At 36.3% G+C, this 24,049-nt stretch carries 18 protein-coding genes; 13 read left to right on the plus strand and 5 right to left on the minus strand.

From position 1 onward, the window contains the following. Window positions 1-7 precede the first annotated feature (7 nt). The 11 genes from mutY to BMX49_RS08700 all read left to right on the plus strand — a co-directional run bounded on the left by mutY (window position 8) and on the right by BMX49_RS08700 (window position 11,928). Entirely contained in the window at window positions 8-1,057 is a 1,050-nt protein-coding gene (mutY, locus tag BMX49_RS08645; protein WP_034719926.1) for an A/G-specific adenine glycosylase, read from the plus strand. A 389-nt stretch (window positions 1,058-1,446) separates the two neighbouring features. After that, window positions 1,447-2,004, plus strand: coding sequence for a gliding motility lipoprotein GldD (gldD, locus tag BMX49_RS08650; RefSeq protein WP_034719928.1), 558 nt, complete (start codon window positions 1,447-1,449; stop codon window positions 2,002-2,004). Window positions 2,005-2,117: 113 nt separating this feature from the next. Continuing rightward, a complete protein-coding gene (locus BMX49_RS08655) occupies window positions 2,118-3,038 on the plus strand; it encodes a PfkB family carbohydrate kinase (RefSeq protein WP_034719930.1) in 921 nt (306 codons plus the stop codon). A gap of 53 nt (window positions 3,039-3,091) precedes the next feature. Then, entirely contained in the window at window positions 3,092-3,379 is a 288-nt protein-coding gene (locus BMX49_RS08660; protein ID WP_034719932.1) for a hypothetical protein, read from the plus strand. Between the two features lie 25 nt (window positions 3,380-3,404). After that, window positions 3,405-5,234, plus strand: a complete 1,830-nt coding sequence (locus BMX49_RS08665) for a hypothetical protein (RefSeq protein ID WP_074726730.1) — start codon at window positions 3,405-3,407, stop codon at window positions 5,232-5,234. Window positions 5,235-5,299: 65 nt separating this feature from the next. Further along, window positions 5,300-6,676: a peptidylprolyl isomerase gene (locus BMX49_RS08670; protein ID WP_034719934.1), complete on the plus strand. Its 1,377-nt coding sequence runs from the start codon at window positions 5,300-5,302 to the stop codon at window positions 6,674-6,676. Between the two features lie 327 nt (window positions 6,677-7,003). Beyond that, complete coding sequence (locus BMX49_RS08675; RefSeq protein ID WP_034719936.1) at window positions 7,004-7,471, plus strand: GNAT family N-acetyltransferase; 468 nt, start codon at window positions 7,004-7,006, stop codon at window positions 7,469-7,471. 20 nt (window positions 7,472-7,491) lie between these two features. Beyond that, window positions 7,492-7,833, plus strand: a complete 342-nt coding sequence (locus tag BMX49_RS08680; protein ID WP_034719938.1) for a hypothetical protein — start codon at window positions 7,492-7,494, stop codon at window positions 7,831-7,833. A 466-nt stretch (window positions 7,834-8,299) separates the two neighbouring features. After that, entirely contained in the window at window positions 8,300-9,244 is a 945-nt protein-coding gene (locus BMX49_RS08690; RefSeq protein ID WP_034721394.1) for an NAD(P)H-dependent flavin oxidoreductase, read from the plus strand. Window positions 9,245-9,317: 73 nt separating this feature from the next. Then, window positions 9,318-10,694, plus strand: a complete 1,377-nt coding sequence (locus BMX49_RS08695; RefSeq protein WP_034719940.1) for a DUF1800 domain-containing protein — start codon at window positions 9,318-9,320, stop codon at window positions 10,692-10,694. A 46-nt stretch (window positions 10,695-10,740) separates the two neighbouring features. Next, window positions 10,741-11,928 carry a DUF1501 domain-containing protein gene (locus BMX49_RS08700; RefSeq protein WP_051803781.1) on the plus strand — a complete coding sequence of 396 codons (1,188 nt, stop codon included), beginning with the start codon at window positions 10,741-10,743 and terminating at the stop codon, window positions 11,926-11,928. 536 nt (window positions 11,929-12,464) lie between these two features. Here BMX49_RS08700 and BMX49_RS08705 read toward each other — a convergent pair. The 4 genes from BMX49_RS08705 to BMX49_RS08720 all read right to left on the minus strand — a co-directional run bounded on the left by BMX49_RS08705 (window position 12,465) and on the right by BMX49_RS08720 (window position 19,953). Further along, window positions 12,465-12,800 (minus strand): HopJ type III effector protein, encoded by a 336-nt coding sequence (locus BMX49_RS08705; protein WP_034721397.1) that lies wholly within the window; start codon window positions 12,798-12,800, stop codon window positions 12,465-12,467. Further along, window positions 12,797-16,813, minus strand: coding sequence for an AAA domain-containing protein (locus BMX49_RS08710; RefSeq protein ID WP_034719943.1), 4,017 nt, complete (start codon window positions 16,811-16,813; stop codon window positions 12,797-12,799). Before BMX49_RS08710 ends, BMX49_RS08705 begins: the two co-directional genes overlap by 4 nt. 124 nt (window positions 16,814-16,937) lie before the next feature. Next, window positions 16,938-18,275: a cytochrome P450 gene (locus tag BMX49_RS08715; protein WP_051803783.1), complete on the minus strand. Its 1,338-nt coding sequence runs from the start codon at window positions 18,273-18,275 to the stop codon at window positions 16,938-16,940. 49 nt (window positions 18,276-18,324) lie between these two features. Beyond that, complete coding sequence (locus BMX49_RS08720) at window positions 18,325-19,953, minus strand: reverse transcriptase domain-containing protein (RefSeq protein ID WP_034719946.1); 1,629 nt, start codon at window positions 19,951-19,953, stop codon at window positions 18,325-18,327. 344 nt (window positions 19,954-20,297) lie between these two features. On the opposite strand from BMX49_RS08720, the gene BMX49_RS08725 reads away from it, so the two are divergent. Further along, the gene (locus BMX49_RS08725) at window positions 20,298-21,515 is read left to right on the plus strand and encodes a hypothetical protein (RefSeq protein WP_034719948.1); all 1,218 of its coding nucleotides are present in this window, start codon (window positions 20,298-20,300) and stop codon (window positions 21,513-21,515) included. Window positions 21,516-21,776: 261 nt separating this feature from the next. Here BMX49_RS08725 and BMX49_RS08730 read toward each other — a convergent pair whose 3' ends face one another. After that, window positions 21,777-23,135 carry an acyl-CoA dehydrogenase family protein gene (locus BMX49_RS08730; protein ID WP_034719949.1) on the minus strand — a complete coding sequence of 453 codons (1,359 nt, stop codon included), beginning with the start codon at window positions 23,133-23,135 and terminating at the stop codon, window positions 21,777-21,779. 201 nt (window positions 23,136-23,336) lie between these two features. Here BMX49_RS08730 and BMX49_RS08735 point away from each other — a divergent pair, with 201 nt between their 5' ends. Then, window positions 23,337-24,047 (plus strand): hypothetical protein, encoded by a 711-nt coding sequence (locus BMX49_RS08735; RefSeq protein ID WP_034719952.1) that lies wholly within the window; start codon window positions 23,337-23,339, stop codon window positions 24,045-24,047. Window positions 24,048-24,049 lie beyond the last annotated feature (2 nt).

Consider the following 24,049-nt stretch of genomic DNA (forward strand, 5'->3'; position numbering starts at 1 on the left):
AGAATTTTTGAAAACAAAAAAACAAAATGCTGATTTTCTTTATGTTGGTAGGAAACTGCTCGATTGGTATCAAATCCATGGCAGAGATTTACCCTTTAGAAAAACCAGCGATCCATACAAGATTTGGATCTGCGAAATCATTTTTCAGCAAACGCGTATTGAACAAGGTTTAAATCATTATCGCAATTTTATAGAGCGATTTCCCGATGTTCAGACTTTAGCCTCTTCCCAAACTGATGATGTTCTACTGTATTGGAAAGGTCTCGGCTATTATTCCAGAGCTTTAAATTTACACAAGGCAGCCTTACAAATCATTAATGATTTCGATGGCGTTTTCCCAACCGAACATGATGATATTTTAAAGTTAAAAGGCGTTGGCAAATATACTGCTGCAGCGGTTTCGAGCATTTGTTTCGGAAAACATATCGCGGCCGTTGATGGTAATTTTTACAGAGTTTTATCTCGTGTTTTTGCGGATGATTTTGATATATCAAATTCAAAAGCTTTTCACTATTTTTCTGAATTAGCCTTAAAGATGATGCCGGAAAACGAAGCTGGACATTTCAACGAGGCGATGATGGATTTAGGTTCCGAAATCTGTAAACCCCGAAATCCGCTGTGCGAATCCTGTCCTTTAAATAAAGAATGTCTCGCTTTTAATTTAGGAAAAATTCCAAATTTCCCGGTGAAAACTAAGAAGGTAAAAGCCACAGATTTAGAACTGCATTATTCTTTTGTTGAATTTGAAGGGCAATTTTTAATCCGACAAAGAAAAGACGATTTCATCTGGAAAAAACTGTACGAATTTCCGATTGAATTTCCGGTAGAGTGGGAGCAGTTCATCACTAAGCAGAAAACCATTGCCCACAAATTGACGCATAAAAACTTAACCATTCAGATCAGTCATATAAGATTAGAGTCACAGGATGTTTTCACCGAATTTGCGAGCGAAAATGGTTTTACGATCATTAATGAAGAAGAATCGCATCTTAAATCCTTCCCTAAACCTTTGGAAAACTATCTGACTAACCTATTTAAAAACACCTCAAATGTTTAATTGAAAGCTGAAGTCTTACACCCTAAAATCCCGACGCTTTTTGATGTACTACTAAATTTTAAATAGAATGCAGAAAAATTAATATCATGTAAGCAGACTTCAATTTCCGGCGGAAATCTTAATGAACATTAACTTCTTAATTGAAAACTTAATGGTTTAAATTCTTTCATTGTTGACTAAAAAGTTTCCAAGCAGTTTGTGCAGTTCCCACCAGTTTTTAATAAGCATAATTATAAAACCCGCTCAATTCCCAAAATCAGCGCGAGTTTAAAATCTTAAATTTGCTGAACAGCATCATCTTGAAAAGAAGAAAAGGTTCCTTTTGCAGAACTGAATTCTAACCAAATTATCTTTACCAAGAATTTAAAACTAATTCGTATTTTTGCGCAATGTTTAAAAAACTCATTTTCACTTTTTTAGGATTTGCACTGCTTTCTTGTTCAGACGAGGCACAGCCAAAACCTTCTGGTGAACTTCGTTTAGAATATCCGGTCGCGAAATATCAAAGATTTACTTCTCCGTGTAATTTTGGCTTTGAGTACTCCGATTTCGCAAACGTAAAGGAGGCGAAAAATCCGTGCTGGTACTATATTGAGTATCCAGAGATGAAAGCCAAAGTTTTTATCACCTATTTTCCCATCAAAAATGATTTTGATTTACACGTGAAAGAATCTGAGAAAATGGTCTACGAACATACCATCAAAGCCAGTTCCATCGACACCAAATCTTTCAGTTTCCCCGAGCGGAGAGTTTTTGGTAATTTCTATGAATTAAAAGGTCAAAGTGCCTCGAATCTGCAGTTTTTTGTAACCGATTCTACGCGACATTATCTTACTGCAAATCTGTATTTCAGTACGAGACCAAAACCCGATTCGCTGGCTCCGGCTGTGGATTATATTAAAAATGATATGCTCCATTTAATCGAAACTTTTGAGTGGAAAAATTAGATTAGATTTAATTATTAAACAACAAGCGGCACCAAGTGGCGATTTAACAAGGAATAGGAGGTGATCCTATGAGTACAAAGTCCGTTTTTATAAGACATAATAAACAATTAGATATGAAATTATTAGTTGTAGGTTCAGTTGCCTTCGATGCGATTGAAACTCCTTTTGGAAAAACAGATAAAATTCTAGGTGGCGCTGCAACCTATATTAGTATAGCTTCTTCTATTTTAGGTATCGAATCTGGAATTGTTTCCGTAGTTGGTGGTGATTTTCCACAGAGTAATTTAGATATGCTCACCAATCGAGGTATCAATATCGAAGGTATCGAAATCATCAAAGAAGGGAAAACTTTTTTCTGGAGCGGTAAATACCACAACGATTTAAATTCAAGAGATACTTTGGTTACGGAAGTGAATGTTTTAGAAAACTTCGATCCTAAAATCCCAGAATCAATGCAAGATGCCGAGATTTTACTCTTAGGTAATCTTCATCCTGGCGTTCAACTTTCCGTTTTAGAAAAAATGCGCAATCGTCCGAAACTGATCATTCTGGACACCATGAATTTCTGGATGGACACGGCGATGGATCTTCTACAACAAATGATTGGCAAGACCGATGTTATTTCAATTAATGACGAAGAAGCACGACAGCTTTCGGGAGAATATTCTTTAGTAAAAGCAGCCCAGAAGATCCACAAAATGGGTCCAAAATTCGTGATTATCAAAAAGGGAGAACACGGAGCTTTATTATTTCACGAAGGTAAAGTATTTGCCATCCCAGCCTTACCGTTAGAGGACGTCTTCGATCCAACAGGAGCGGGAGATACTTTTGCCGGAGGATTTGCTTCCTATTTAGCACGAAAAAAAGATTTCTCCTTTGAAACCATGAAATCTGCACTAACTGTCGGTTCTGCCATGGCTTCGTTTACCGTAGAAAAATTCGGAACCCAGCGTTTGGAAGAAGTTACAGAAAGTGAAATGCTCGCCAGAATCCAAAGCTTTAAGGAATTGACCACCTTTGAAGTTAACGTTTAACTTTCCTCAGCCTAAACAGTCTTACTATTTCGTATTCGATTGAATCGAAATAGATGAGTGATAATAATAAAATAGCGATGAAACCTAACCAAGCTAAAAACGGAAAACTATCTTTGATGACCGCCTTAGAACTGGCGAAAGAGCAGCGATCAAGGAAATCATTATTAATGGTTTTTGCTATTCTTATTGCGTTGATGGTCTGTGTTGCGATATTAACAACCATAAAAAAAGGTTTTAGCTTTTTCACCTTCTTTCCTTTATTTTTCGCACCTACCTTAGTGACCAAATGGATGAGTTATAAAGCAGTCAACGATGAAATTAAAGCACGGGAAATACAATAATTTTTAAAAAATGACAGATAAAAATATGAGAAAAATAGTTGGAGCATTGATGATAATGGTTTTCGGTGGTGGAATGTCTGCCCAATATATGATTGTCGGGAAAGACAGTATTTCCCTGGACCAATTCAAGAAAGAGAATGTGTACGGGTTAGAAAATGCGGGAGTTGAAAACACCATTAAAACCACGCAGAATTTCTATTTGTTTCAGCAATTTGCCGCAGAAAAGAAAGCAGATACCTTGACTTATTTCCGAGAAAAAATGTCTGACAGAGAAGTAGAGCTGCGAACCAAATATTTTTTTCCTTCCCAGATTATTGATCCTGTTTTAAGCAGTTACGTTAAAGATAATCAACTCGAAAAAGAAGTTCAGATCTTTATTTTGGAAAAAACAGCTGGAGATACCGTTGACTACCGACAAGTTTACAACGACGTAAAATCGGGTAAATTGACAATGGATGAGGCAATTTCAAAATACACGAAAGCGAAACCAGAAGCGATTTATATTAAGCCAGGCTCGCTTGACAATGACATGTATTCAGAGATCAAGACGTTGCCAAATAATACGATGACCAAATTTTTCGACACTGCCTCTTATGTCGGGTTTGCGAAAGTTCTTAATTCCAGACCTAGTTTGGGATATATGATTTTCGGCACCATTTCTTTTCCTAAAGATGCTAATTCTGATTCCGTTAAAGATAAAATTTACAAGGATTTAAAAGCAGGAAAAACCTTTCAGGAAGTTGCCAAATTATACGGATCGAACGAAAATGAGAAAGATAATGGTGGTGTAATAATGGGTTCGCCGACTTTGCCAAACGAAGTTTATGAATCCTTTAAAGGAAAGAAATCAGGTTATTATACTCCTGAACCAATCCTTTTTGGCGAGAGTTATTTTATTTTTAATATCTATAATGTAGAACCTTACATTTTAACTGATAAGAATCGAGCATTCTATTTACGAGAGATGAACAATTCTCTTTACGCTGAAGTTTTACAGGATAAAATGACGGCATATTTAAAAACAGATCCTTCTTACAAAGAGTTTCCAGCATTTCAACAAATCAAGAAATCGTTTGCAAATTTAATGGCAGCCAAGGACAGCGAAGTTCTTTTTCAATATCAGAATGAAAAAGTAACTGCTGGATTCCTTAAAGAACTCATTGGTGACAAAAAAGAAGACGCCGCGAAATTAACTCCAGCCGTTTGGGCAGATGCGATTGAGAATATTAATGCACAAGAAGTTTTGAGAGTGTACAGTAAAAACTTCACCAAGCTTAAAAATGTTAAAGAGGAAATGTTGGCCTTTAAAAAATCACTTTTCTCAGATTATATCTTTTCAAAATATTTAACAGAAGAAATTACAAAACACCCAGAATGGTTGACTGAGCATTACAATCAAAATAAAGCAAAATATTTTTGGGATGAAAGAGCAGAAGGTAGAGTAGCTATTATGGACGATCCAAAATTAGCCAAGGAAATTTCAAAAGAAATAAAAGATGCTAAAGGTTGGGAAGCTTTGAAATCGAAATTCGCCGGAAAGTTGAATGACAAAAAGCAAGTTCTTGTTAATTTTGAAAAAGGAGAAATGTCGAAAGATGCTGAAGTTTTCACCAAATACAACGTCCCTTTCAAACCTGGAGTTCATCAAACAAAAATGGGTGATAAATCTTTGGTGATTTCAATTGATAAAATTCTCGCGCCGTCGCAGATGACTCAGGCAGAAGCCATCGAAGAATTGAAAGATGCAGTGAATGAGAAAAAACTAAACGAAATCATCGCGCTACAAAAAGCAAAAACAAAAATTGTAGTTCAACCAGAGTTTTTAAAGGATTTAGAAAAGAATTTTAAGAAATAATTATAACAAAAAATGCAAGTTATTTCGTTTAGAATGATAATTTTGCAGATTGATAAAAAATAGATATGAACAAGAATGTAAAATTCACCCTGCTCTTTAGCTTACTGCTTGTGTTTTTCAGCAATTTAGGCAATGCGCAAACCCAACTGAAAAAAGGAGATTTAATCGATGGGATTGCAGTAGTGGTAGGTGATGAAATTATTTTGGAATCCGATATAGAAGATCAGGCAAACTTCGCAAAGCAGCAAGGAGCCACGGTTGCAGACAAATGTGAATTTGTTGAAAGTATCATCAATAATAAATTGTTAATCTATGAAGCGAAAAGAGACACGCTGATCGAAAATCGTTCTGCGGCGATTAAGGATAATGCGAATCAAAAATATGCGCAGATTTTAGGACAATTCCCAGATGAACGTGCCATGTTGACGACCTACAAATTCCGAACGTCTTTCGAGATGAAAAATGCCATCGAAAAAATTGACAGCGACAACTATTACGGACAAAGTAAATACGCAAGAATCACGGAGAAAGCCGATGTTACTCCGAATGAAGTAACCGATTTCTTCACCACGTTTCAATACCAACTTCCTGAAGTGAAAGATGAAGTTTCACTTTCTCAAATCACCATGTTTCCTAAATTGACCAATGAGCATAAGGATGAAATCATTGCGCGACTCAATAAAATAAAGCAGGATATTCTGGGTGGCGAAAGTTTTGAAAGCCAAGCTCGAATTTATTCAGACGATCCAGGCTCAGCTGCGAAAGGTGGTTTATATACTAATATTTCCAAAGGTAAAATGGTAAAACCTTTCGAAGCAGCAGCACTAAATTTACAGGAAGGCGAAATGTCTGATCCTGTAGAATCAGATTTTGGGTATCACTTAATTCAACTCGTGAAGAAAAGCGGAAAGCAATATGACGCCAGACATATCCTTTTAAAAGCTGAACCGAACGAGGCAGAATTGAGCGCAGCAAAAAAAGAATTAGATAGTATCCGAACCTTAATCATTGACGGGAAAATGAGTTTTAAAGACGCAGCGTTCCGATTTTCAGATGATAAAAAAACCAAGTTTAATGCGGGTATCGTAACTTCGCCAGAAGATGGTTCAGATAAAATTGAGAAATTGAACCTTCCACCAACGGTGTCTTACCAGATTGCCGGACATAACAAAGGCGATATTACAGACGTGTTTCAGGACGAGGCTGACCAAGAGCGCAAAACAGTTACCATCATCAAAATCGATGACGTAATCGCAGCGCACAAACTAGATATCTCTACCGATTACAACCGAATCAAGCAGATGGCGCTCAACAAAAAGAAAAACGAAATGGTCGAAAAATGGGTCAAAGAAAAACTGCCCAATATATTTATTTCCATCAACGATCGATACAAAGATTGTACGTTCAAAACCGACTGGCGTAAGACCGTTGATCCACAATAAAAAATTAAATCTCTGCTCTTGCGGAGATTTTTTTTGCTTATTTTTTTCAAATTCAAAATGCTTTGAATAAGGAGCAACAAGATTTTTGCTTCTTAGAAAACCCATCCAGCTCTCCGCTTCAATTCCTCATTCGGCACTCTCCGCTTTGCGGCTCGCGCCTCATTCCGGGATTTCCACTGCGATCTGGGCTAAGAGTTCAGGTAGGTACCATTTCCAGAAATCCCAACGGCTTAAAAATAAATAATTCCTCATTCAATCATTGAGACCTAAATATTACTATTTTAGCATCATGGTACGCGCCAAAATTCACGGAACATAATCCACGTTTTGAAAATAACACGAACTACTAAACTCAGCACAGAAGAAAGGTCACAAGTTCTTGCTTTGTGGAACAGTCAATATCCAGTAAAACTGGCTTACCACAGTTTGGCTTATTTCGACGTTTATCTACAAAATCTTACTGACCTCACCTATTATTTATGGAAAGATAATGAAAGTAATATTTTAGGTTGGGCTTCTACGTTCACCAGAGATGATGAAAAATGGTTCGCCATCATTTTAACTGAAACGTTACAAGGAAAAGGTTTTGGACGAAAAATGCTCGACGAGCTCAAACAGCACGAACCGGTTTTAAATGGTTGGGTAATCGATCACGATAATGATATAAAAAAGAACGGGGAATTTTACAAATCCCCTTTAAAATTTTACGTAAAATGTGATTTCAACATTCTCGCTGACCAACGGATTGAACTGGAAAAAATTTCAGCCGTAAAAATTAAATGGACCAAACCGTAAATTCTAAAATCACTTAAATTATGGAACAATTAAACAAACTTGAATCAACACTATTAGACGGTCTGATTCAAAAATATCCTTCTTTAAAATCTCACATTTCCTGTTTAATTATTACCGAACGGAAAAGTACTGGCGCTGGATTGCTGGTCAATTTTGACTATTCCTCTGCAGCAGACGATTTGCAGCTTGATGATATCAATGCCTTATTTAGCGGTGAAGAAAACATAGAGATCAAAGGTTTAAAACATGGTTTAGGATATGTCATTGACATTACTGATGGTAAAATCTTGTACATCGAATTTACCACGTATGGTGAAACCTGGAACGGTAAGATTGGAGATTTTAAAATTGTTAAAGATTAACTTTTAGTCACTAGACATGGTCTCTATTGTCTAATTATTTTTTCAAATTAAAAACGTTATTTTTAGATGATTTATAAATCCAAAATATCATCTTAATTACACAGTACATTCATCATGGCAAATAAAAATTCTAACTTATCTAACGGTAGTCAAAATAATGAACAGAAACAATCAGGCGCAGGAAGTGACTTTTCTACTGCCCTTTGGTCTTCGGTAAAGAAATATCGCTTCACTTCGATCACCATACTTGTGATTTTACTCTACTTTCTGTATACCTATGCTAATGATATTTTCGGTTAAGTTTTCAAGTCTTCGTTATTCCTTTTAATAAATTGACGAATTCAGTGTGTAAAAACAGCATTCAATCTAAATTTCCTCTTTTTCATTTTTTCCTCTTCATTGATTTAATTAAATTTACCTCATGAGTAATTTTTTAGATTTTGGCGCCGCCAAAAAGTTGAAAGAAATGAGCGAATATCAAAACAAAGTCACCCAACTTTTCCAGATCAAATATCCCATTATTCAGGGTGGCATGATTTGGCATTCTGGCTGGCGTTTAGCTTCTGCGGTTTCCAATAACGGAGGTTTAGGATTGATCGGTGCCGGAAGCATGTATCCAGACATTCTGCGCGAAAATATTCAGAAATGCAAAGCAGCCACCGACAAACCATTTGGCGTCAATGTTCCCATGCTTTATCCCAATTTAGATGAAGTCATTCAGATTATTTTAGAAGAAGGCGTAAAAATTATTTTCACTTCTGCGGGAAATCCCAGAACGTATACAGAAACATTACAAAAAGAAGGTTTAAAAGTCGCTCACGTAGTTTCCTCCACCAAGTTCGCCATGAAATGTGAAGATGCTGGCGTTGATGCAATTGTGGCAGAAGGTTTCGAAGCGGGCGGACATAATGGGCGCGATGAAACCACCACTTTCTGTCTGATTCCAAACGTAAAAAAACATATCTCAAAACCGCTCATTGCCGCGGGTGGAATCGCTTTAGGTTCCCAAATGAAAGCAGCCATGATTCTGGGAGCGGACGGTGTTCAAATAGGCTCTCGTTTCGCAGCCACGGTTGAGGCTAGTTCCCATGAGATCTGGAAAAATAAAATCATCTCCCTAAATGAAGGCGACACTCATTTAACTTTAAAAGAGTTAGCGCCGGTAAGGATGGTCAAAAATAAATTTTTTCATGATTTAGAAAAGCTATATGACTCCGGACGAAACGTTGAAGCTTTAAAAGAAACCCTCGGCAGAGCACGGTCTAAACGCGGAATGTTTGAAGGTGATCTGGAAGAGGGCGAATTGGAGATTGGTCAAGTTTCCGCTTTAATTGATGACATTCTTTCGGTAGAAGAGGTTTTTGAAAATTTATTGAAAGAATATCGGGAAGTGAAGTTCTTTGATTTATAAAGGCTTAGCATGAAAAAGAAAGCTTTTATTTAACCTCCTATAAAACATGACATCAAAGTTGCAAATAGGATGTATGAGCATATCGCAACTTCAGAAAAATAATCACCTCCTTCTGCGTGCAGGTTTTGGACCGCAACTTTCGCAATTTGAAAAATTAGACAATTGGAAGGAAAGTGAAATACGAGGTGTTTTATTTAAAAATTATCCTTTCCAACCCCTGGCTTTGAAAGAAAAGCCCATCGGTATCGATTATCAGAACATCAAAAAGATGGATTCCGTCACCAAAAAAATGGCGCTGCAGAAAAATCGGAAACAGATTTATCAGCTTAACCTATCCTTTTTGGATCAAATGGTTTTTTCAGAGGATCAGTTGCGGGAAAAAATGGCCTTTTTCTGGCATGGTCATTTCGCCACACGGACTAATAATGCATCCTTTAATCTTCAGCTGCTCAACACCATTCGCGAAAATGCTTTGGGTAATTTCGGCGATTTATTGATTTCGGTTTCCCAATCTCCGGCAATGCTGCAGTTTCTCAATAATCAGCAAAATAAAAAAGACCATCCCAACGAAAATTTTGCACGGGAAGTCATGGAGCTTTTTACTTTAGGTCGCGGTAATTATTCGGAGAAAGATGTGCAGGAAGCCGCACGCGCTTTTACAGGCTGGAGTTTTTTACCCGACGGCACTTTTTTCGAACGACCTAAACTGCATGATTTCGGCAGCAAAACATTTTTGGGTAAAACGGGAAACTTCAACGGCAATGAAGTTTTACAAATAATTTTAGCTCAAAAAACAACCGCAAAATTCATCACCACAAAAATTTACAGATTCTTCGTTAATGAAAAACTGAATACTGAAATCATTGAAGATTTAAGCAAACAATTTTTTGCTTCTAATTATAATATTAAAGAGCTTTTGCAAAACATTTTCAGTGCAGACTGGTTTTTTAGGGAAGAAAATATTGGCACCAAAATAAAATCACCCATTGAATTAATGGCGGGAATGCGAAGAATTCTTCCCATGGAAATTCAGAATCCGGAGAATTTAATTGCTTATCAAAAACTCTTAGGACAAATGTTGCTTTATCCGCCAAACGTCGCTGGCTGGCCGTCGGGGAAATCCTGGATCGACAGTTCTACATTGATGTTGAGGTTGCAAATGCCGCAAATCTGGTCGGGTTTAAAACCTTTGGAAGTAGAACCAAAGTCTGATGATGATGTTGAAATGGGCATGAAAAGCACACAGAAGCAGACCAAAGGATTCAAAAATCCCAAGATCGTGATCGACTGGAAACAAGTGGAAGACGTTTTTAAATCAAAGAATATCGAAAATTATTTGTTGCAGAGAAAATCTCCAGCTTTGGCAAAAACCATTCAACAATATTCCGGCTCATCATTACAATCGCAGATCATTAACGTGATGTCCACGCCCGAATTTCAATTGTGCTAAATTACTCATTACTCATTACTCATTACTCATTGCTAATCATAAAAATATGTTACTCAAACGACGCGACTTCCTCAAAATATCTTCCCTAGCCACCGCTTCCCTGATGATTCCTAATTTCCTGCAGGCGATGGCGGTTCCGGACGCTTTAGATAAAGAAAACAGAATTCTGGTTATTCTCCAGTTCAGCGGTGGAAATGATGGCTTGAATACCATTATTCCGACCCGCAACGATATTTATTTTAGGGAAAGAGAAGCCATCGCGGTGAAAGATTCTTTACGCCTAACCGATGACGCCGGCATTAATCCGAGTTTAAGTTATTTTAAAGAACTCTTTGATAAAGGAGAGCTCGCTGTTCTAAATAATGTCGGTTACCCGAATCCTGATAAATCCCACTTCCGAAGCATGGATATTTGGCAGTCGGCCAGCAGGAGCGATGAGTTTTTAGAAACCGGTTGGGTGGGTAGATATTTGGATGAAGCCTGTTACAAATGCGATCATCCAACCCAAGCTTTGGAAATTGACGATATGTTGAGTTTGGCTTTGAAGGGCGAAGAGCAGAAAGCTTTTGCCTTCAAAGATCCCCAAAGGTTGTTTCAAACTTCGCAGGAAAAGTTCTTCAAAACGCTTGCTGACAATCACCATCACGAAGAAGAAACCGTCGATTATCTGTATCAGACAATGGGTTCCACCATTAATAATGCAGGATATATTTTTGAAAAAAGCAAAGCGAAATCCAGCAACGTCATTTATCCGAATACGGCTTTAGGAAAAGATTTTAAGAATATTGCGTCCCTCATCAATTCTGATATTAATACGAAAGTTTACTATTTGTCCGTGGGAAGTTTTGATACGCATGTGAATCAAAATCAAAAACAGGCGCAACTTTTTACAGAAATTAATGATGCTGTAAAGGCTTTCGTACAGGATTTAAAAGGTTCCGGCAGATTTAAAGATACTTTGATGATGACATTCTCCGAATTTGGTCGACGAGTTTCCCAGAATGCAAGTAAAGGAACCGATCACGGCACGGCGAATCAAATGTTTTTTGTGTCGAGCAATTTAAAGAAGAAAGGAATACTAAATGCTTTGCCAGATCTGGAAAAATTGAATGATGGTGATTTAATCTACACCGAAGATTTTCGAAAAGTCTATGCCACGGTTTTGAAAAACTGGTTGGGTGCAGATTCCAATAAAATTCTCGGTTGGAAAAACGGCCTTTATGATTTTGTCTGATCGTAAATTTTAAACGTAAAAAAACCTCACGTCGTAGTGAGGTTTTGTACTTTAATTTATCTCGTTCTTACCGAGCTTTGTTTTTTTCCGTTGATTTTCTTCATCACGTAACCTAATAACATTGGTGCTGCGAAGATTAAAACTCTTCTAAATAGTGTTCCCATAATAATTTATTTTTTGTTAAAAGTTAGTTTGCAAATAATTTGCCAAACAGTAAGACCTCTTATTTGGGCAGCTTTTTCAACCTGAATTAATCCTGAGCTAGTAGAATGGTTCCTGCATTTTTGTTTAGTCGCCATTTATTAATGAACAAAAGACCTCCCATCAAGTTGGGCTGCGAGATTAGTATTTTTAAGATAAATCTGTTTGCCTTTTGACATTTAAGTTTATAGACTTCATCTTGTCAACTCGAATTCTAAACAATTCTTCCCGAAAAACCTTGTCAAGGTTCTGAACCTTGACAAGGTTGATTACGCTTATTTTCACAAAAGCTGTTAACTAGTAAAAATTCTTTTCTAAGCTCTAAGATGTAAAATCTAGCTTCTCTTCCTCAAAGCTTCACCTTCAAAAGAAATTCCTTGCCAACCAAATTCCATAAAATTCCGGATATTTTGATGATCAGTTCCTTCTGGGTTCCCCAAAACATCGTCTCTGTAAAATGCGCCAAAAAGAGATAAGGTATCTTCTTTAGATAAATCATTCAACTTCGCAAAACTGAAAATTTTGCAAGAACCGTTATTTTCGTTCGCCTCATTAATGGTATTTCCGTTCTTAAATTTAGTTGGGGTGAAATCATATTGTTCATCAATGTAAGCGATGACTTCTTTAAAGCCAATATCTTCTGGTTTCTGTTTTACTTGTTCTAAAATCATTTTAATTTTTTTACTATTTTTTGAATTTCCGAATCTAAGTTTTGCCAGCAATTCTGACTCCAGATGCGCGCATATTCAAACCCCGAATTCTGCAGAATTTTTGCCTTGTGAAGATCTTCCAAATAACCCAGCTCACCATCATATATCTCCTTACTCATGCATTCCACAATAATGGAGCGGTGATCAGCTTTTTCAATAAACAAATCTAAAATATAGCCGACAAAGTGATGGTTTTTAGAAATTTTCAGGTCAGGAAAATTCTCCTTTAAATGTTCCTCAATCTGATTGATGAATAAAGTGGTTTCCGCATTTTTTTCTGTGGAAGATTTATGTCCATAAACATCCAGAACATTTAAAACTTCATTTCTTTGCGTCTCATTTTGATCACTCACCGCTTTGCAATAACCCAAATACGCATAGAAAACCGCCTTTCGGTTGTTCGCGCCTTCCTGTTCAATCGCATCTTTATAGTTCATGAAAAATTCTTCGGGAATGGAATTGCAAATGTAAATTTTCTCCTTTGCTCGGGTGATGATCACATTCAATAATTTATAACCTTTCGAATGATTCACGGGACCAAAACTTTGAACAAATTTACCGCTTGGTTTTCGTCCGTACGTCGTAGAAATAATGATAATATCACGTTCGTCTCCTTGAATGTTCTCTAGGTTTTTAATGAACATTCCAGCTTCTTCCAAACCTTGAATTTTCTCTTTAAACAGTTCGTTTTCCGGAAGATTAATTTGATGAACGATCTTTCGTTTGATGTAATTCCGCTGCGTAATATTAAAAGTAGCAATTCCCACAGACGGATATTTCCCGTCTTTGTTAGGTTCAATGGTTCCTAAAATTTCAAGCACTTTATCCGCTTCTTCGGTGTTGATATGATCATTGAAAATACCATCAACCTGAAAAAATTCAATCGGTTTATGTTGCGTTTGCGTCGGCAGCGGTTTTAGTCTCGAATTGTAAAAGGCGTGGTTTGAAAAGTCAATGAGATAAGGATGTCTGGATCGATAATGGAAATCCAAATGATTCTTTTCAAAATTATTTTCCATGGCGAAATCCAGTAAAGATTCGATATTAAGCATGGCGTTTTTGTAGGTGATAATTTCGCTTTCACCTTCCAACTCATATTCATCATCGGTGGAACCGTCAAAAACTTTACTGAAATAATTCGACGGTGGCATTTGATGTTCGTCTCCCGCGATGATAATATTTTTTCCTTTCAGCAAAGCCGGCAGATTATCTTCCAGTTTCAATTGGCTCGCTTCATCAAAAACAACGTAATCAAAATAGAAATTTTTATTCTGAAAAAGATTGCTGCAAACATCTGGCGTCGTCAAAATAATAGGGAAGAAAGTCGTGAACAGATCGGTGTCTTTCTGGGCAATTTGACGCAATGTTAATCGCGTATGATTGATGCTGCTGCGTTTGTTGTAAAGATTCGCAACCGTAATATCTTTGTTGTTTTTCTCAAAAGTTTTCACCGCTTCCTGTTGTGCTGTATTCCAAAATTGCTCGATGAAACTTTTTTGGGTAAAACCGAATATTTTTAATTTTTTAATGATTTCTGCATATTGCTGTTCATTAAAATTAAGTTTCTCATCGCTGTGATACTTTAGCAAAAGAGAAAAATAAGCCGAGAGAAAAGAAGATTTCCAGTTTTGAAGTGGATACAATTTCTCTAGCAGATCTTTCTGGAAAACCGACAGATTGTGATGAAATGAAAACCAGTTGTATTCCGCCAAGAAAGGATTCGAAGGATGATTGCGAAGTTCTGAATAGGTAAAAAAGAGACTGGTTAACCATTCTTTAGTTTGCGAAAACATATTTCCGAAATCAGTATTTTTAATCCAGCGGTCATTCAAAATGGACTTTTTCAGATTTTGAATTTTTTGTGAAATATTCTCCGTTTCTCGCCCCGAAATAGCTGGATCAAAAAGGTTCAGAAAATCCAGCGACTCATAATTTTGTTCGATATTAAATAAAAACTGAGTTTGGGCTAATTCTGATTTCTGACGGTAATTAAGAATTTCATTTTTATTATTCCAAAGATTTCCGGAAATCTCAATGCCAGGGAAAAGCGGATTTAAACTAATCTCTTTAATGGAAGAAGAAATTTCGATTAATCTTTTTTGATTCTGAATTTTCCTTTTCTTCGTTGAGGAAAATAAAGCGCCCAATTTATAAAAGAAACCTTCCGTAACTTCCGGTAAAAACTCCTCAGAACTGGAATTTAAAGTCGAAGTCATAATTTCTGTTTCATTGATTAAAGAAGTCAGTTTCTGCAAATTCTGCCCAAACTCCTGCTTTTTCTTTTCGATATAAATGGGTTGAAAATCCCGTATCAACAGTTGAACTTCCTCCCAGGATTTTTTGTAGCCTTGAAAAGATTGATCTAAGTTTTGCAAACTGCTGTGAAAATTTTCCTGAATTAATTTCTCTGTATTCAGAAAAGACGCAGCAATAAAAGGTTCATATTCTTTATAAAGGGATTCTCCTACATTGAGCAAGATTTCAATTTCAGTAAACTCTTCTTTTGAAAACGAAAAAATCGAATCCTGCAGGTCCAGCGTTTCGTGAGAATCTTTAAATTCCAGCAGATTTCCTACAATCTCCGACCAGTTTTTCTCCGGCAGTAATTCGGTATTTAACAAGCGGTGTACGGAGTTGACGTTCTCTTGATGACCTGTTATTTCCGTAATCTGATCATTTAAAGATTGTGCAGAATAAAGTTGCATCGGTTTTTTAAAATCAGCAGGATCAATGAGATTTCGTACAGAATTTACGACCAGTTTTCGATCGGAAATACTGTCTTTGATCATCGTGCAGTATCGCGCGTAACCCATTTTATGAAGCGCATTATACAAAACTTCCAGTGCCGTTTGTTTTTCGCAAACCACGATCGTCTTTTGTTTATTTTCTAAAGCATTCACCAAAACTGCCGTCAAAGTCTGGCTTTTCCCCGTTCCGGGCGGACCTTGAATCAGAATTTTATTTTGAGATTTCAGCGACTCCAGAATTCCCTGTTGAGAAGGATCGGTTTCGATGGAAGTGATGGATTGAAAAGGAAGTTTTGCCGGATCTTCTAAAGGTTTAAAGTTGCTTTTTAAAACCTCATAATCATTAATGATATTCTGCTTCTGAACTTCAAAAATGGAAAAGATTCCGGATTTTATAATGAAAGCGTCGCCTTTCTTTGGCAGCAACGTTTCATAAACCGCCTTCGTTTTAATGGCCGGAATTTCAGCATAATTATTCATGATGAAATCCAGGTTCTGCGTGACTTTTAACTGACTTAAAATGGTTTCGCAAATATTAAACAGTTCGGGTTTATCGATCTTTCCATCCGCAAGCATTTCTTCTGAAAGCTGGTCTAAAATAACTCCGGAATCACTTTGCAAATGGTTGATGAGAACTTCGTTCAGATAAATCGGATCATCTTCCGCACGACTGATTTCCCAGGTGTTCATTTCGTTCGTCGGCTTGATGTTGAGGGACCAGATCAAAAGGGGAGACGCCGAAATCTGTCCGTCGGACACATCTTTCCGGATCAATATCGGAAAACCAAATCCCAAAGAATTGACGCCCTTTTCGGAGTAGATCACCTCATTCTGAAAAATCAGATTTTCTAGACTTCGCGAAAGTTTTTCCTTGTTCTTATCTTTTGTTTCGTCTTTTGAAAGTTCCGCTGCTGCAGGACTTTCTCTATTTTCAACTTCTTCAGTTTCCTCATTTTCATCTTCGAAAGAAAGGGTTCGTCTTGATGAATCAGCAGAATCTTCCTCCATAATTTGGTCGTGAATAGAAAATTTAAAAGAAACATTTTTCTGCGTCAAAAGATTGACAATAAAATGTTCGGGTAAACTTTTATGAATTTCCGAAAGCTGCGCAAGATCCAGTTTATACCGCGAATTCCCTGGAATCGCATTGAGATGAACGCCGCGACGGTTACCGGTTTTCAGTTTATTTTGAAAAGCTTCGAAGATTTCTGGGGTGAGGTTAAGCATTGGATTTTGAAGGAAAATTGTTGTGGATTAAAAATAGGAATTTTAGTTGGAATGCAATGAAATTAAATATTTAGCAACAATCTTTATATTAATGCACTTCCTTCGTCACTTTTTACGCATAAATTTAATTACCCACAGAATTTGAAATGATCTTTCCTCTTAATTCTACGGGTCGCAAAGTGATTAAGGCGATGGTTTTCATTTCTTTCGTCTCCAGTTCCAGGTGGTATTTTTTATAAAATAACCGTAAAAAAAGGATCATTTCCATATAGGCAAAATGTTCGCCGATACAGTGTCTCGCTCCATTTCCGAAAGGGAAATAAGGTTTACTTTTAATATTCTTATCTTCAAATCTTTCAGGAAGAAAAGAATTCGGTTGCTCCCAAAAAACTGGATTTCTGTGCATATCATAAAGCAAAAATTCTACGATCGTCCCTTTTTCCCAGGAGAAGTCTTTATAAGTATCATCTTCCAAAGCCACTCTGTCGATAATCCACGCGGGTGGATATAATCGCAATGATTCTTTGATGATGGTCATTGTTTTAGAATTTCCGAAAAGTGTTTTTAAAGATAAAAAATCGTCGCCCAGATCGTTGATTTCCTTTACTAATAATTGCTTTTCATTCTCATTATTTTCAATTAAAAACAAGGTAAAAGCCAGCGCATTGGCAGAAGTTTCATGACCGGCAACGAAGAGGATGATGATTTCGTCGATCAGCTGGTCCATCGTCATGGGTTCGCCGGTGTCTTCGTATCTGGACTCCAGTAGATTTTGCAGAATATCGTTATATTCTCCCGTTTCACTTTGTCTTTTCAGGATAATTTCCCGGAAAACATCGCGCATTTCATCCGACAGTTGAAGGTGTTTTTTCAGTTGTCCGGAGACTTTATACCAAGATATCAAAAATGGTTTACGAACTTCTTTGATGAACATTTTCTGAATCTCCGTAATGGAATCTGAAATTCTCAGGATCTGATTGTAGTCGATAGAATTTCCGAATAAAGTTTTCGCGATGATATTAAAAGTGAGCGTATTGGTCATCTTATAAAGATCGATCGTTTCATTTTTAATCTGATCTTCAATCACGGCGTTTATTTCATCTACCATCGTTTGATGCAGCAGTTCTATATTTTTATTGCTAAAATTGGGCTGAATAAGCCGGCGTTGTTTCAGCCAATCTTTTCCGGTATTTGTCAGTAAACCTTTACCCAAATATTTGCCTAAAACATGCGTTTGAATGGCAGATTTCTCATAATTTTTTTGATTTTTCCGCAACACAAAATCAAACAGTTCCGGATCGCGACTAAAGACAAACCGCTTTTTCACTAAAAAAGAACTTAAGGTGTACGTATTTCCTAGTTCCTGAAAATTTTGAGAAATAATCGCAACCGGATCGCTGTTCAACTTCAGTAAAGTTTTCCAGATACTTTTTTCGCTAACTTTTGGTGGGTAATTATACACAGTTCTGTTTTGTATTTGTAGCGAAATTACGAGAAAATTTTATGTTAAATTATTTTAAATGCTTATAAATTGCTGTGAAAACTATGTGCTTTCTTTTTCTCAGTTGATGCTCAAAATCTTCTGTTTCAAATATTTCTGAACATCTTCTAACATAACCCATATAGTTTGAGTTTTTCCTTTGCGATTGCACTTCTGAACTAATCATCGAATATTCACCTCTTTCATTTAACTCCAAAACAGATTTAGTTCTTAATTTTTGTTTTAATTCGCCTGTTTCAGAGTCTATTTCTCTTAAAGGCCTGTTGTAAAGTTTCTTTACTTGGTTAAGAAATATTGCTTTTTTCTGAAAAGGATATTTATTAATTCCCTTTTTCGCTCTATTTGCTCTGCGCTTTATAATACTAATTAATCTTCTGTAGTATTTTGCAAGGTTAGTTGATTTAATTAAAACATTATAACCTCTAAATTCGAAACCTAAATAAATTAGAGGTGAATCAGTCGATTTTGAACCATCATTATTAATTTTTATTGATGTTAATCTTCGTTCTTTTAGATCGTTAAATTCAATATTTTCAAAAATAAAAGTTTCAGTTTTTGAAGTGCTTATTTCAACTTTGCTTTCTTTAATTAAATTCTCAACGAACTGCTTTGTAGAAGAAATTTTTTCAACATCACAAATCACGACGATGTCATCTGAATATCTTCTGTAATATGCATTTTCCTTCTCTACTAGATTTTCAATAATTGCTTTGTCGAAATCATATAAATAAATATTTGCTAACGTTGCACTAATAGGCAATCCTTGAGGTATTCCAACAATCTGTTTTTTATTATCAGAATCCTGTCTTCTAAATGGATTTTTGAAAACCCTTAATTTCCCTTGTTTAATATGATTTCTAAAATCTTCATTTGACTCGAAAAAACATTTAAAGCCTTTTTCTCTTCTAATTTTCGCTAATTTTCTTTCATCAAAACCAGACTTTCGGCCATTTTTATTATTTAATTTGCGAAGATCATCTTTAAGAACATAACTAAAATTAGTACAAGATTTAAAAACGTTGTAGTGGTCCGACGGAAGTGATTTTTCATCAATCATGAAAGACCACTTTTGCTTTAAAATTTTATGATCAAGTGAGGAGAAAAATCCTTTAATATCAAAAGTGAGCACAGCAATTTTTTTGTCATTAGAAGTTCTACGTTTTATCTCGTCAAAAACTTCTTTGGCAAAATGAATGGTACTTTTCCCTTTATCGGAATTTTCTTCTAATTTTATTTTTCTATAAGCGGTAATACAACTCAAAAGTTCTGGTAGCAAAGAAAGCTTTTCCAAATATTTCTCATTTAAAATATGAGCGTAGAATCCATATACTAGAGCGTCATAATGACTTGCGTAATGCAAAGGCCTAAGTTTGTACGTTTGTTCTGTTTTATTGTTTTTTACTGCAATATGTTTATGAGCGCGACCAAGCGTCATGTGCTTTACTTCATCAGCTTTTTTATATTTCCTTTCTTTTATTAAAGTGTGCATAAGCGGATAAAACGCAAATTTAGAAACGAATTCCTTATTTTCAATCTGTCTTTTAAAGGCTCGCCAATTCTCACCAATTTTTAAACTTGGTGAAAGATGGAGGTAACCTTTCGATTTTAACCAATCGGGAATTTCATCGTATCGATTCATAAAAAAAAACCTGTGCATAAGTTCTAGCGATAACGACATTTATCTTACATACATCCCGAAGGATCGGACCAGTACCCATTTGCTGAGTCATCGTGTTTTTCGTAAATTACAATTTAACTGAAATACCAATAGATATGGCATCATATATCAAATTATATGTTATCTTTACAGCTGGACTTTCCCTGATGGGTGAACTACTGTTGATAAATATTACGCCTGAATATCTACACATTCAGTAAAGCTTAAAGCCCTTCAGTCCTAACTAGTTGTAAGAAATCAACTTTCTGCACAAGCCTAGCAAATATAACATTATAATTATTAGATTTACAAAAACATAATTATAAATGATGAATATTAGACTAGGAGATTTATATTCTCTACAAAACCACCCCTATGAAAAAGAAGTTAAGAATGTCCAAATTGCTGGATATGCATCAATGACTCCACCAATTCTCGTGGTTTCCGAAATTCTTAATCCCCCAAAAGAACACGATGCCGAAACTGGTATAGCCAAGTCCAGGCAAATAAAAGGAATCTATTATTGTCATAAAAATCACAAATTCGAAACACTTTGGGTGAATGTTAAGGAGCTTAAGGTAATCCAAGTAAATACACGTTCGGAGACTGAAAGCAACAATAATAATGTAACGACGGACGGCGAAGAATTTCTAACTAAGGGATATGTTTGGCAGAAATATCCTAAATCAATTTCATTAGAGCATATTAAAGAATTGTTTTTACATAAGCAGGTTATACTAAAATCATGTGACCTTGAATTGGGAAAGTTAAAAACGACATTTAGTCAGACAGCTGAAAATAAGCCTAATGACAAAATTACTGCACATTTAGATTTTTTACCACCAGTTTTAACTGTAATTGATATTAAGCCTAATGAGGAAAAGATTACCCACAATCCTAAATCTGGGAATCTTAAGAAAATATCATCGGTATATTTATTAAAATGCAAATGGTACAATCCTTTATCCGGATCTTTTTCAGAAGATTTTATACCAATAGAAACAGTAGATATTGTAGAGAACATAGATACGGTGGACCACGTATCCCGATTGATAATCAGCAAGGAATTTATCAAACAACCTTTAAAGGAGCAAATTGAACTTGAAAGCGGGAAAAACATAAAATACACATACGCCCAACCTATAAAACTTATATTTAAGCATCACAAGTATTTGGTTAAATACTATGACCTTTTTCATTCACAAATGTACGAAGCCAGTTTGTCTGAATTTATGGTCGATGATGATAGCTTAAAATTAAAAGATTTAATAGTAAACAAAATTCCTGAATATGATGATGAGACGCAAACAATGTCAAATGTTGAAGATTATACTTTTACAATTGGAAATTTCTACAGAATTACTTACCGTGACACTCACAATACAATAACAGTTAGGATTATATTCATAAAAAAGGTAATTGCTAAAACAATAATAATAGCGGATTGTCTTTTGCGCGATGGAAACGAACGGCATTTCCGTTTCAAGGAAGAAAGCTTGTTGAAAATTGAAGTCTTAGATCAAAGTTATTTTAACAAAATATAGTTCTAAATAAAGCACCCTTCTAAAGGTGATTTCTCCAAACCATTTGCCCACAAAAAAACCACCTCAAATCGAGGTGGTTTATATATTGCGCGGTCAGTTTCTAATTAAAAACCTTCGGCTTGTCATTGGGTGGTTTTCACCTTGAATAAAATGTTTAAGATTTTCACCGCCGTCAGATTAATTGTTATTTTGGGAATCTGATTAAGGACTGTTATTTCCTATGCTCCCAAAAGTCTCACGACTTCGGAATTTTATTGAAATTTAAACAAAAGCACTAAACCCAGTAATACTCCGTCCAACAATCAAAGAATTAATCTCCTTCGTTCCTTCATAAGAATAAATCGCTTCAGCATCGGCGACAAATCTGGCGACGTCGTATTCCAGTAAAATGCCGTTGCCACCTAGAACTTCGCGGGCGCGGGAAACAATATCACGGGTTCGCATGGTGCAGAATACTTTGGCGAGAGACGCGTGTTCGTCTTTTAAAATTCCTTCATCCTGCATTTCGGAGAGACGGAAAACCATGGTTTGCATCGCTGTCAAATTAGAAAGCATTTCTACCAAATGTCCCTGGATCATCTGGAAAGATGCAATGGGTTTTCCAAACTGTTCGCGCGTTTTGGTGTAGGCTAAAGCACTTTCGTAGGCGCCTCTCGCGCAACCCGTCGCCATCCAGGCCACGCCGGCTCTGGTCATGCGCAAAACATTTCCGGTGTCTTTGAAAGAATTGGCGTGTTCCAGTTTATTTTCGTCAGAAATAAAACAGTCGGTTAAAGTGATCAAACCGTTTTGCACAATTCGAAGCGCCATTTTTCCTTTAATCTTTTCTACTTTAAACCCGGGATTGTCTTTTTCTAAAATGAAACCTTTCACTTCGCCATCGTCTAAACTTCTCGCCCAGATAATAATGACATCTGCGAACGTGGCGTTGCCGATCCATTTTTTCTGACCGTTCAGAATATATCCTTGAGGAGTTTTTTTACAAGTGGTGGTTAAGCCGCCTGCTGCGCCGGATCCAACTTCCGGTTCGGTTAAACCAAAGGCCCCAATTTTATCAAAATTCTGCATTGCAGGCAACCATTTTTGTTTTTGTGCTTCGGAGCCGCAGAGATAGATCGAGCCCATTGAAAGTCCTGATTGTACGCCAAAGAAGGTTGCGATCGACGCGTCAACTCGTGCCATTTCCATGGCCAAAACACCTTCCATTAAAAAGGGTAGGCCGGGACAACCGTAACCTTCGTAAGTGACGCCGCAGACATTAAGTTTTTTAAACTTTTCAATAATTTCAAAAGGAAAAGAATCGTGCAGCCAATGATCATTCACCAATGGTTTGACTTCGGTTTCCATAAAAGTTCGAACTTTAAGTTGAATTTCCTTTTGCTCCGGCGTCAATGTTTCGAAAACATCGTAGAAATCCCCATCAACGGGTGGAAGATCTTTTTTCTTTTTTTCCGGATCAATCGCACGCATGAGCATTTTGATCTGCTTATCATTCATTTTAGAAAAACCTTCCATCATTTTGGGAAGATCTACTTTTCCGGATATTTTGGAAAGTTCATCCAAATCAATGGATTTAAATATTTCAATAGCGTTTCTGACTTTGGAAAATAAGTTTGACATGCATTTTAATTTGAAAAAAAGATACAAAAAAAGTTTTGAAGAAAAATCCTGAAACTTGAATTCATAAATACTTCAATCAAAGTCGGTCTGTCTTCCTATGTAATGGTGCGTAACTTATTTTGACCATAAACCGTAAAAACACCCTGATAAAATAGCCCTCAAAAAAACTATATTTGTTAAGCCGACCTTAAACAAATCACCATGGAAATTCCTACTGTTAAAGAATTAAGAACCGAAAGAAATGATTCAACCACGATTTCTTATTTCTTACTGAGGCAGTTGATTGGCATCCTCGGAATTCTGTTGCCCTTTGCTTTAATTCTGTTCGGTGGGCGACTTCAACCGTCGCTCAGCCATTATTACTACAGTTTTTCTCATACCATATTCATCGGAACCTTAGCGGCGCTATCAACTTTTCTAATTACGTATAAGGGGAACTTTCGACTTGAAAACTGGCTAGCCAATATTGCGGGATTTTGTGCAGCAGGAGTTGCTCTATTTCCGACCAACGCAAAAGGTTTCATTGGTTCTAAATTTATCAGTATTCCGATTTCAGCGGAGACTTCGGAAATAAGTAAGATTCTTCACTATAGTTTTGCGACCGTACTTTTTATTTGTTTTGCGATCTTTTGTTATGTCGTTTTTCCCCGGCCCGAAAGAAATGAAGGATTCAATGAAAAGAGTAGGAGACGCAATCGAATTTATCGAATATGTGCTTATGTCATGATTTTCAGTATTCTTGCAATTGCCTTTCTTTCGATTTTTAAGGAATTCGATTTTCCGTATTCCACCCTGCTTTTTGAATCCACCACTTTATTACCGTTTGGAATTTCGTGGCTGTTGAAAGGATCGTACAATTGGCCTTACTCCAGATATGATATTTTGAAGATTTTAATTAAACCGTTGAGATAATT

Origin of the sequence: Kaistella antarctica, from assembly GCF_900109615.1 — a bacterium.
In the GTDB taxonomy this organism is placed as follows: Bacteria; Bacteroidota; Bacteroidia; order Flavobacteriales; family Weeksellaceae; genus Kaistella; species Kaistella antarctica.

What these genes read in the sequence shown, in the direction of transcription:
- gldD (WP_034719928.1), top strand. Translation starts at nt 1,447, where the DNA reads ATGTTTAAAAAACTCATTTTCACTTTTTTAGGATTTGCACTGCTTTCT.
- BMX49_RS08655 (WP_034719930.1), top strand. Translation starts at nt 2,118, where the DNA reads ATGAAATTATTAGTTGTAGGTTCAGTTGCCTTCGATGCGATTGAAACT.
- BMX49_RS08660 (WP_034719932.1), top strand. Translation starts at nt 3,092, where the DNA reads ATGAGTGATAATAATAAAATAGCGATGAAACCTAACCAAGCTAAAAAC.
- BMX49_RS08665 (WP_074726730.1), top strand. Translation starts at nt 3,405, where the DNA reads ATGAGAAAAATAGTTGGAGCATTGATGATAATGGTTTTCGGTGGTGGA.
- BMX49_RS08670 (WP_034719934.1), top strand. Translation starts at nt 5,300, where the DNA reads ATGAACAAGAATGTAAAATTCACCCTGCTCTTTAGCTTACTGCTTGTG.
- BMX49_RS08680 (WP_034719938.1), top strand. Translation starts at nt 7,492, where the DNA reads ATGGAACAATTAAACAAACTTGAATCAACACTATTAGACGGTCTGATT.
- BMX49_RS08690 (WP_034721394.1), top strand. Translation starts at nt 8,300, where the DNA reads ATGAGCGAATATCAAAACAAAGTCACCCAACTTTTCCAGATCAAATAT.
- BMX49_RS08695 (WP_034719940.1), top strand. Translation starts at nt 9,318, where the DNA reads ATGAGCATATCGCAACTTCAGAAAAATAATCACCTCCTTCTGCGTGCA.
- BMX49_RS08700 (WP_051803781.1), top strand. Translation starts at nt 10,741, where the DNA reads ATGTTACTCAAACGACGCGACTTCCTCAAAATATCTTCCCTAGCCACC.
- BMX49_RS08705 (WP_034721397.1), bottom strand. Translation starts at nt 12,800, where the DNA reads ATGATTTTAGAACAAGTAAAACAGAAACCAGAAGATATTGGCTTTAAA.
- BMX49_RS08710 (WP_034719943.1), bottom strand. Translation starts at nt 16,813, where the DNA reads ATGCTTAACCTCACCCCAGAAATCTTCGAAGCTTTTCAAAATAAACTG.
- BMX49_RS08720 (WP_034719946.1), bottom strand. Translation starts at nt 19,953, where the DNA reads ATGAATCGATACGATGAAATTCCCGATTGGTTAAAATCGAAAGGTTAC.
- BMX49_RS08725 (WP_034719948.1), top strand. Translation starts at nt 20,298, where the DNA reads ATGATGAATATTAGACTAGGAGATTTATATTCTCTACAAAACCACCCC.
- BMX49_RS08730 (WP_034719949.1), bottom strand. Translation starts at nt 23,135, where the DNA reads ATGTCAAACTTATTTTCCAAAGTCAGAAACGCTATTGAAATATTTAAA.
- BMX49_RS08735 (WP_034719952.1), top strand. Translation starts at nt 23,337, where the DNA reads ATGGAAATTCCTACTGTTAAAGAATTAAGAACCGAAAGAAATGATTCA.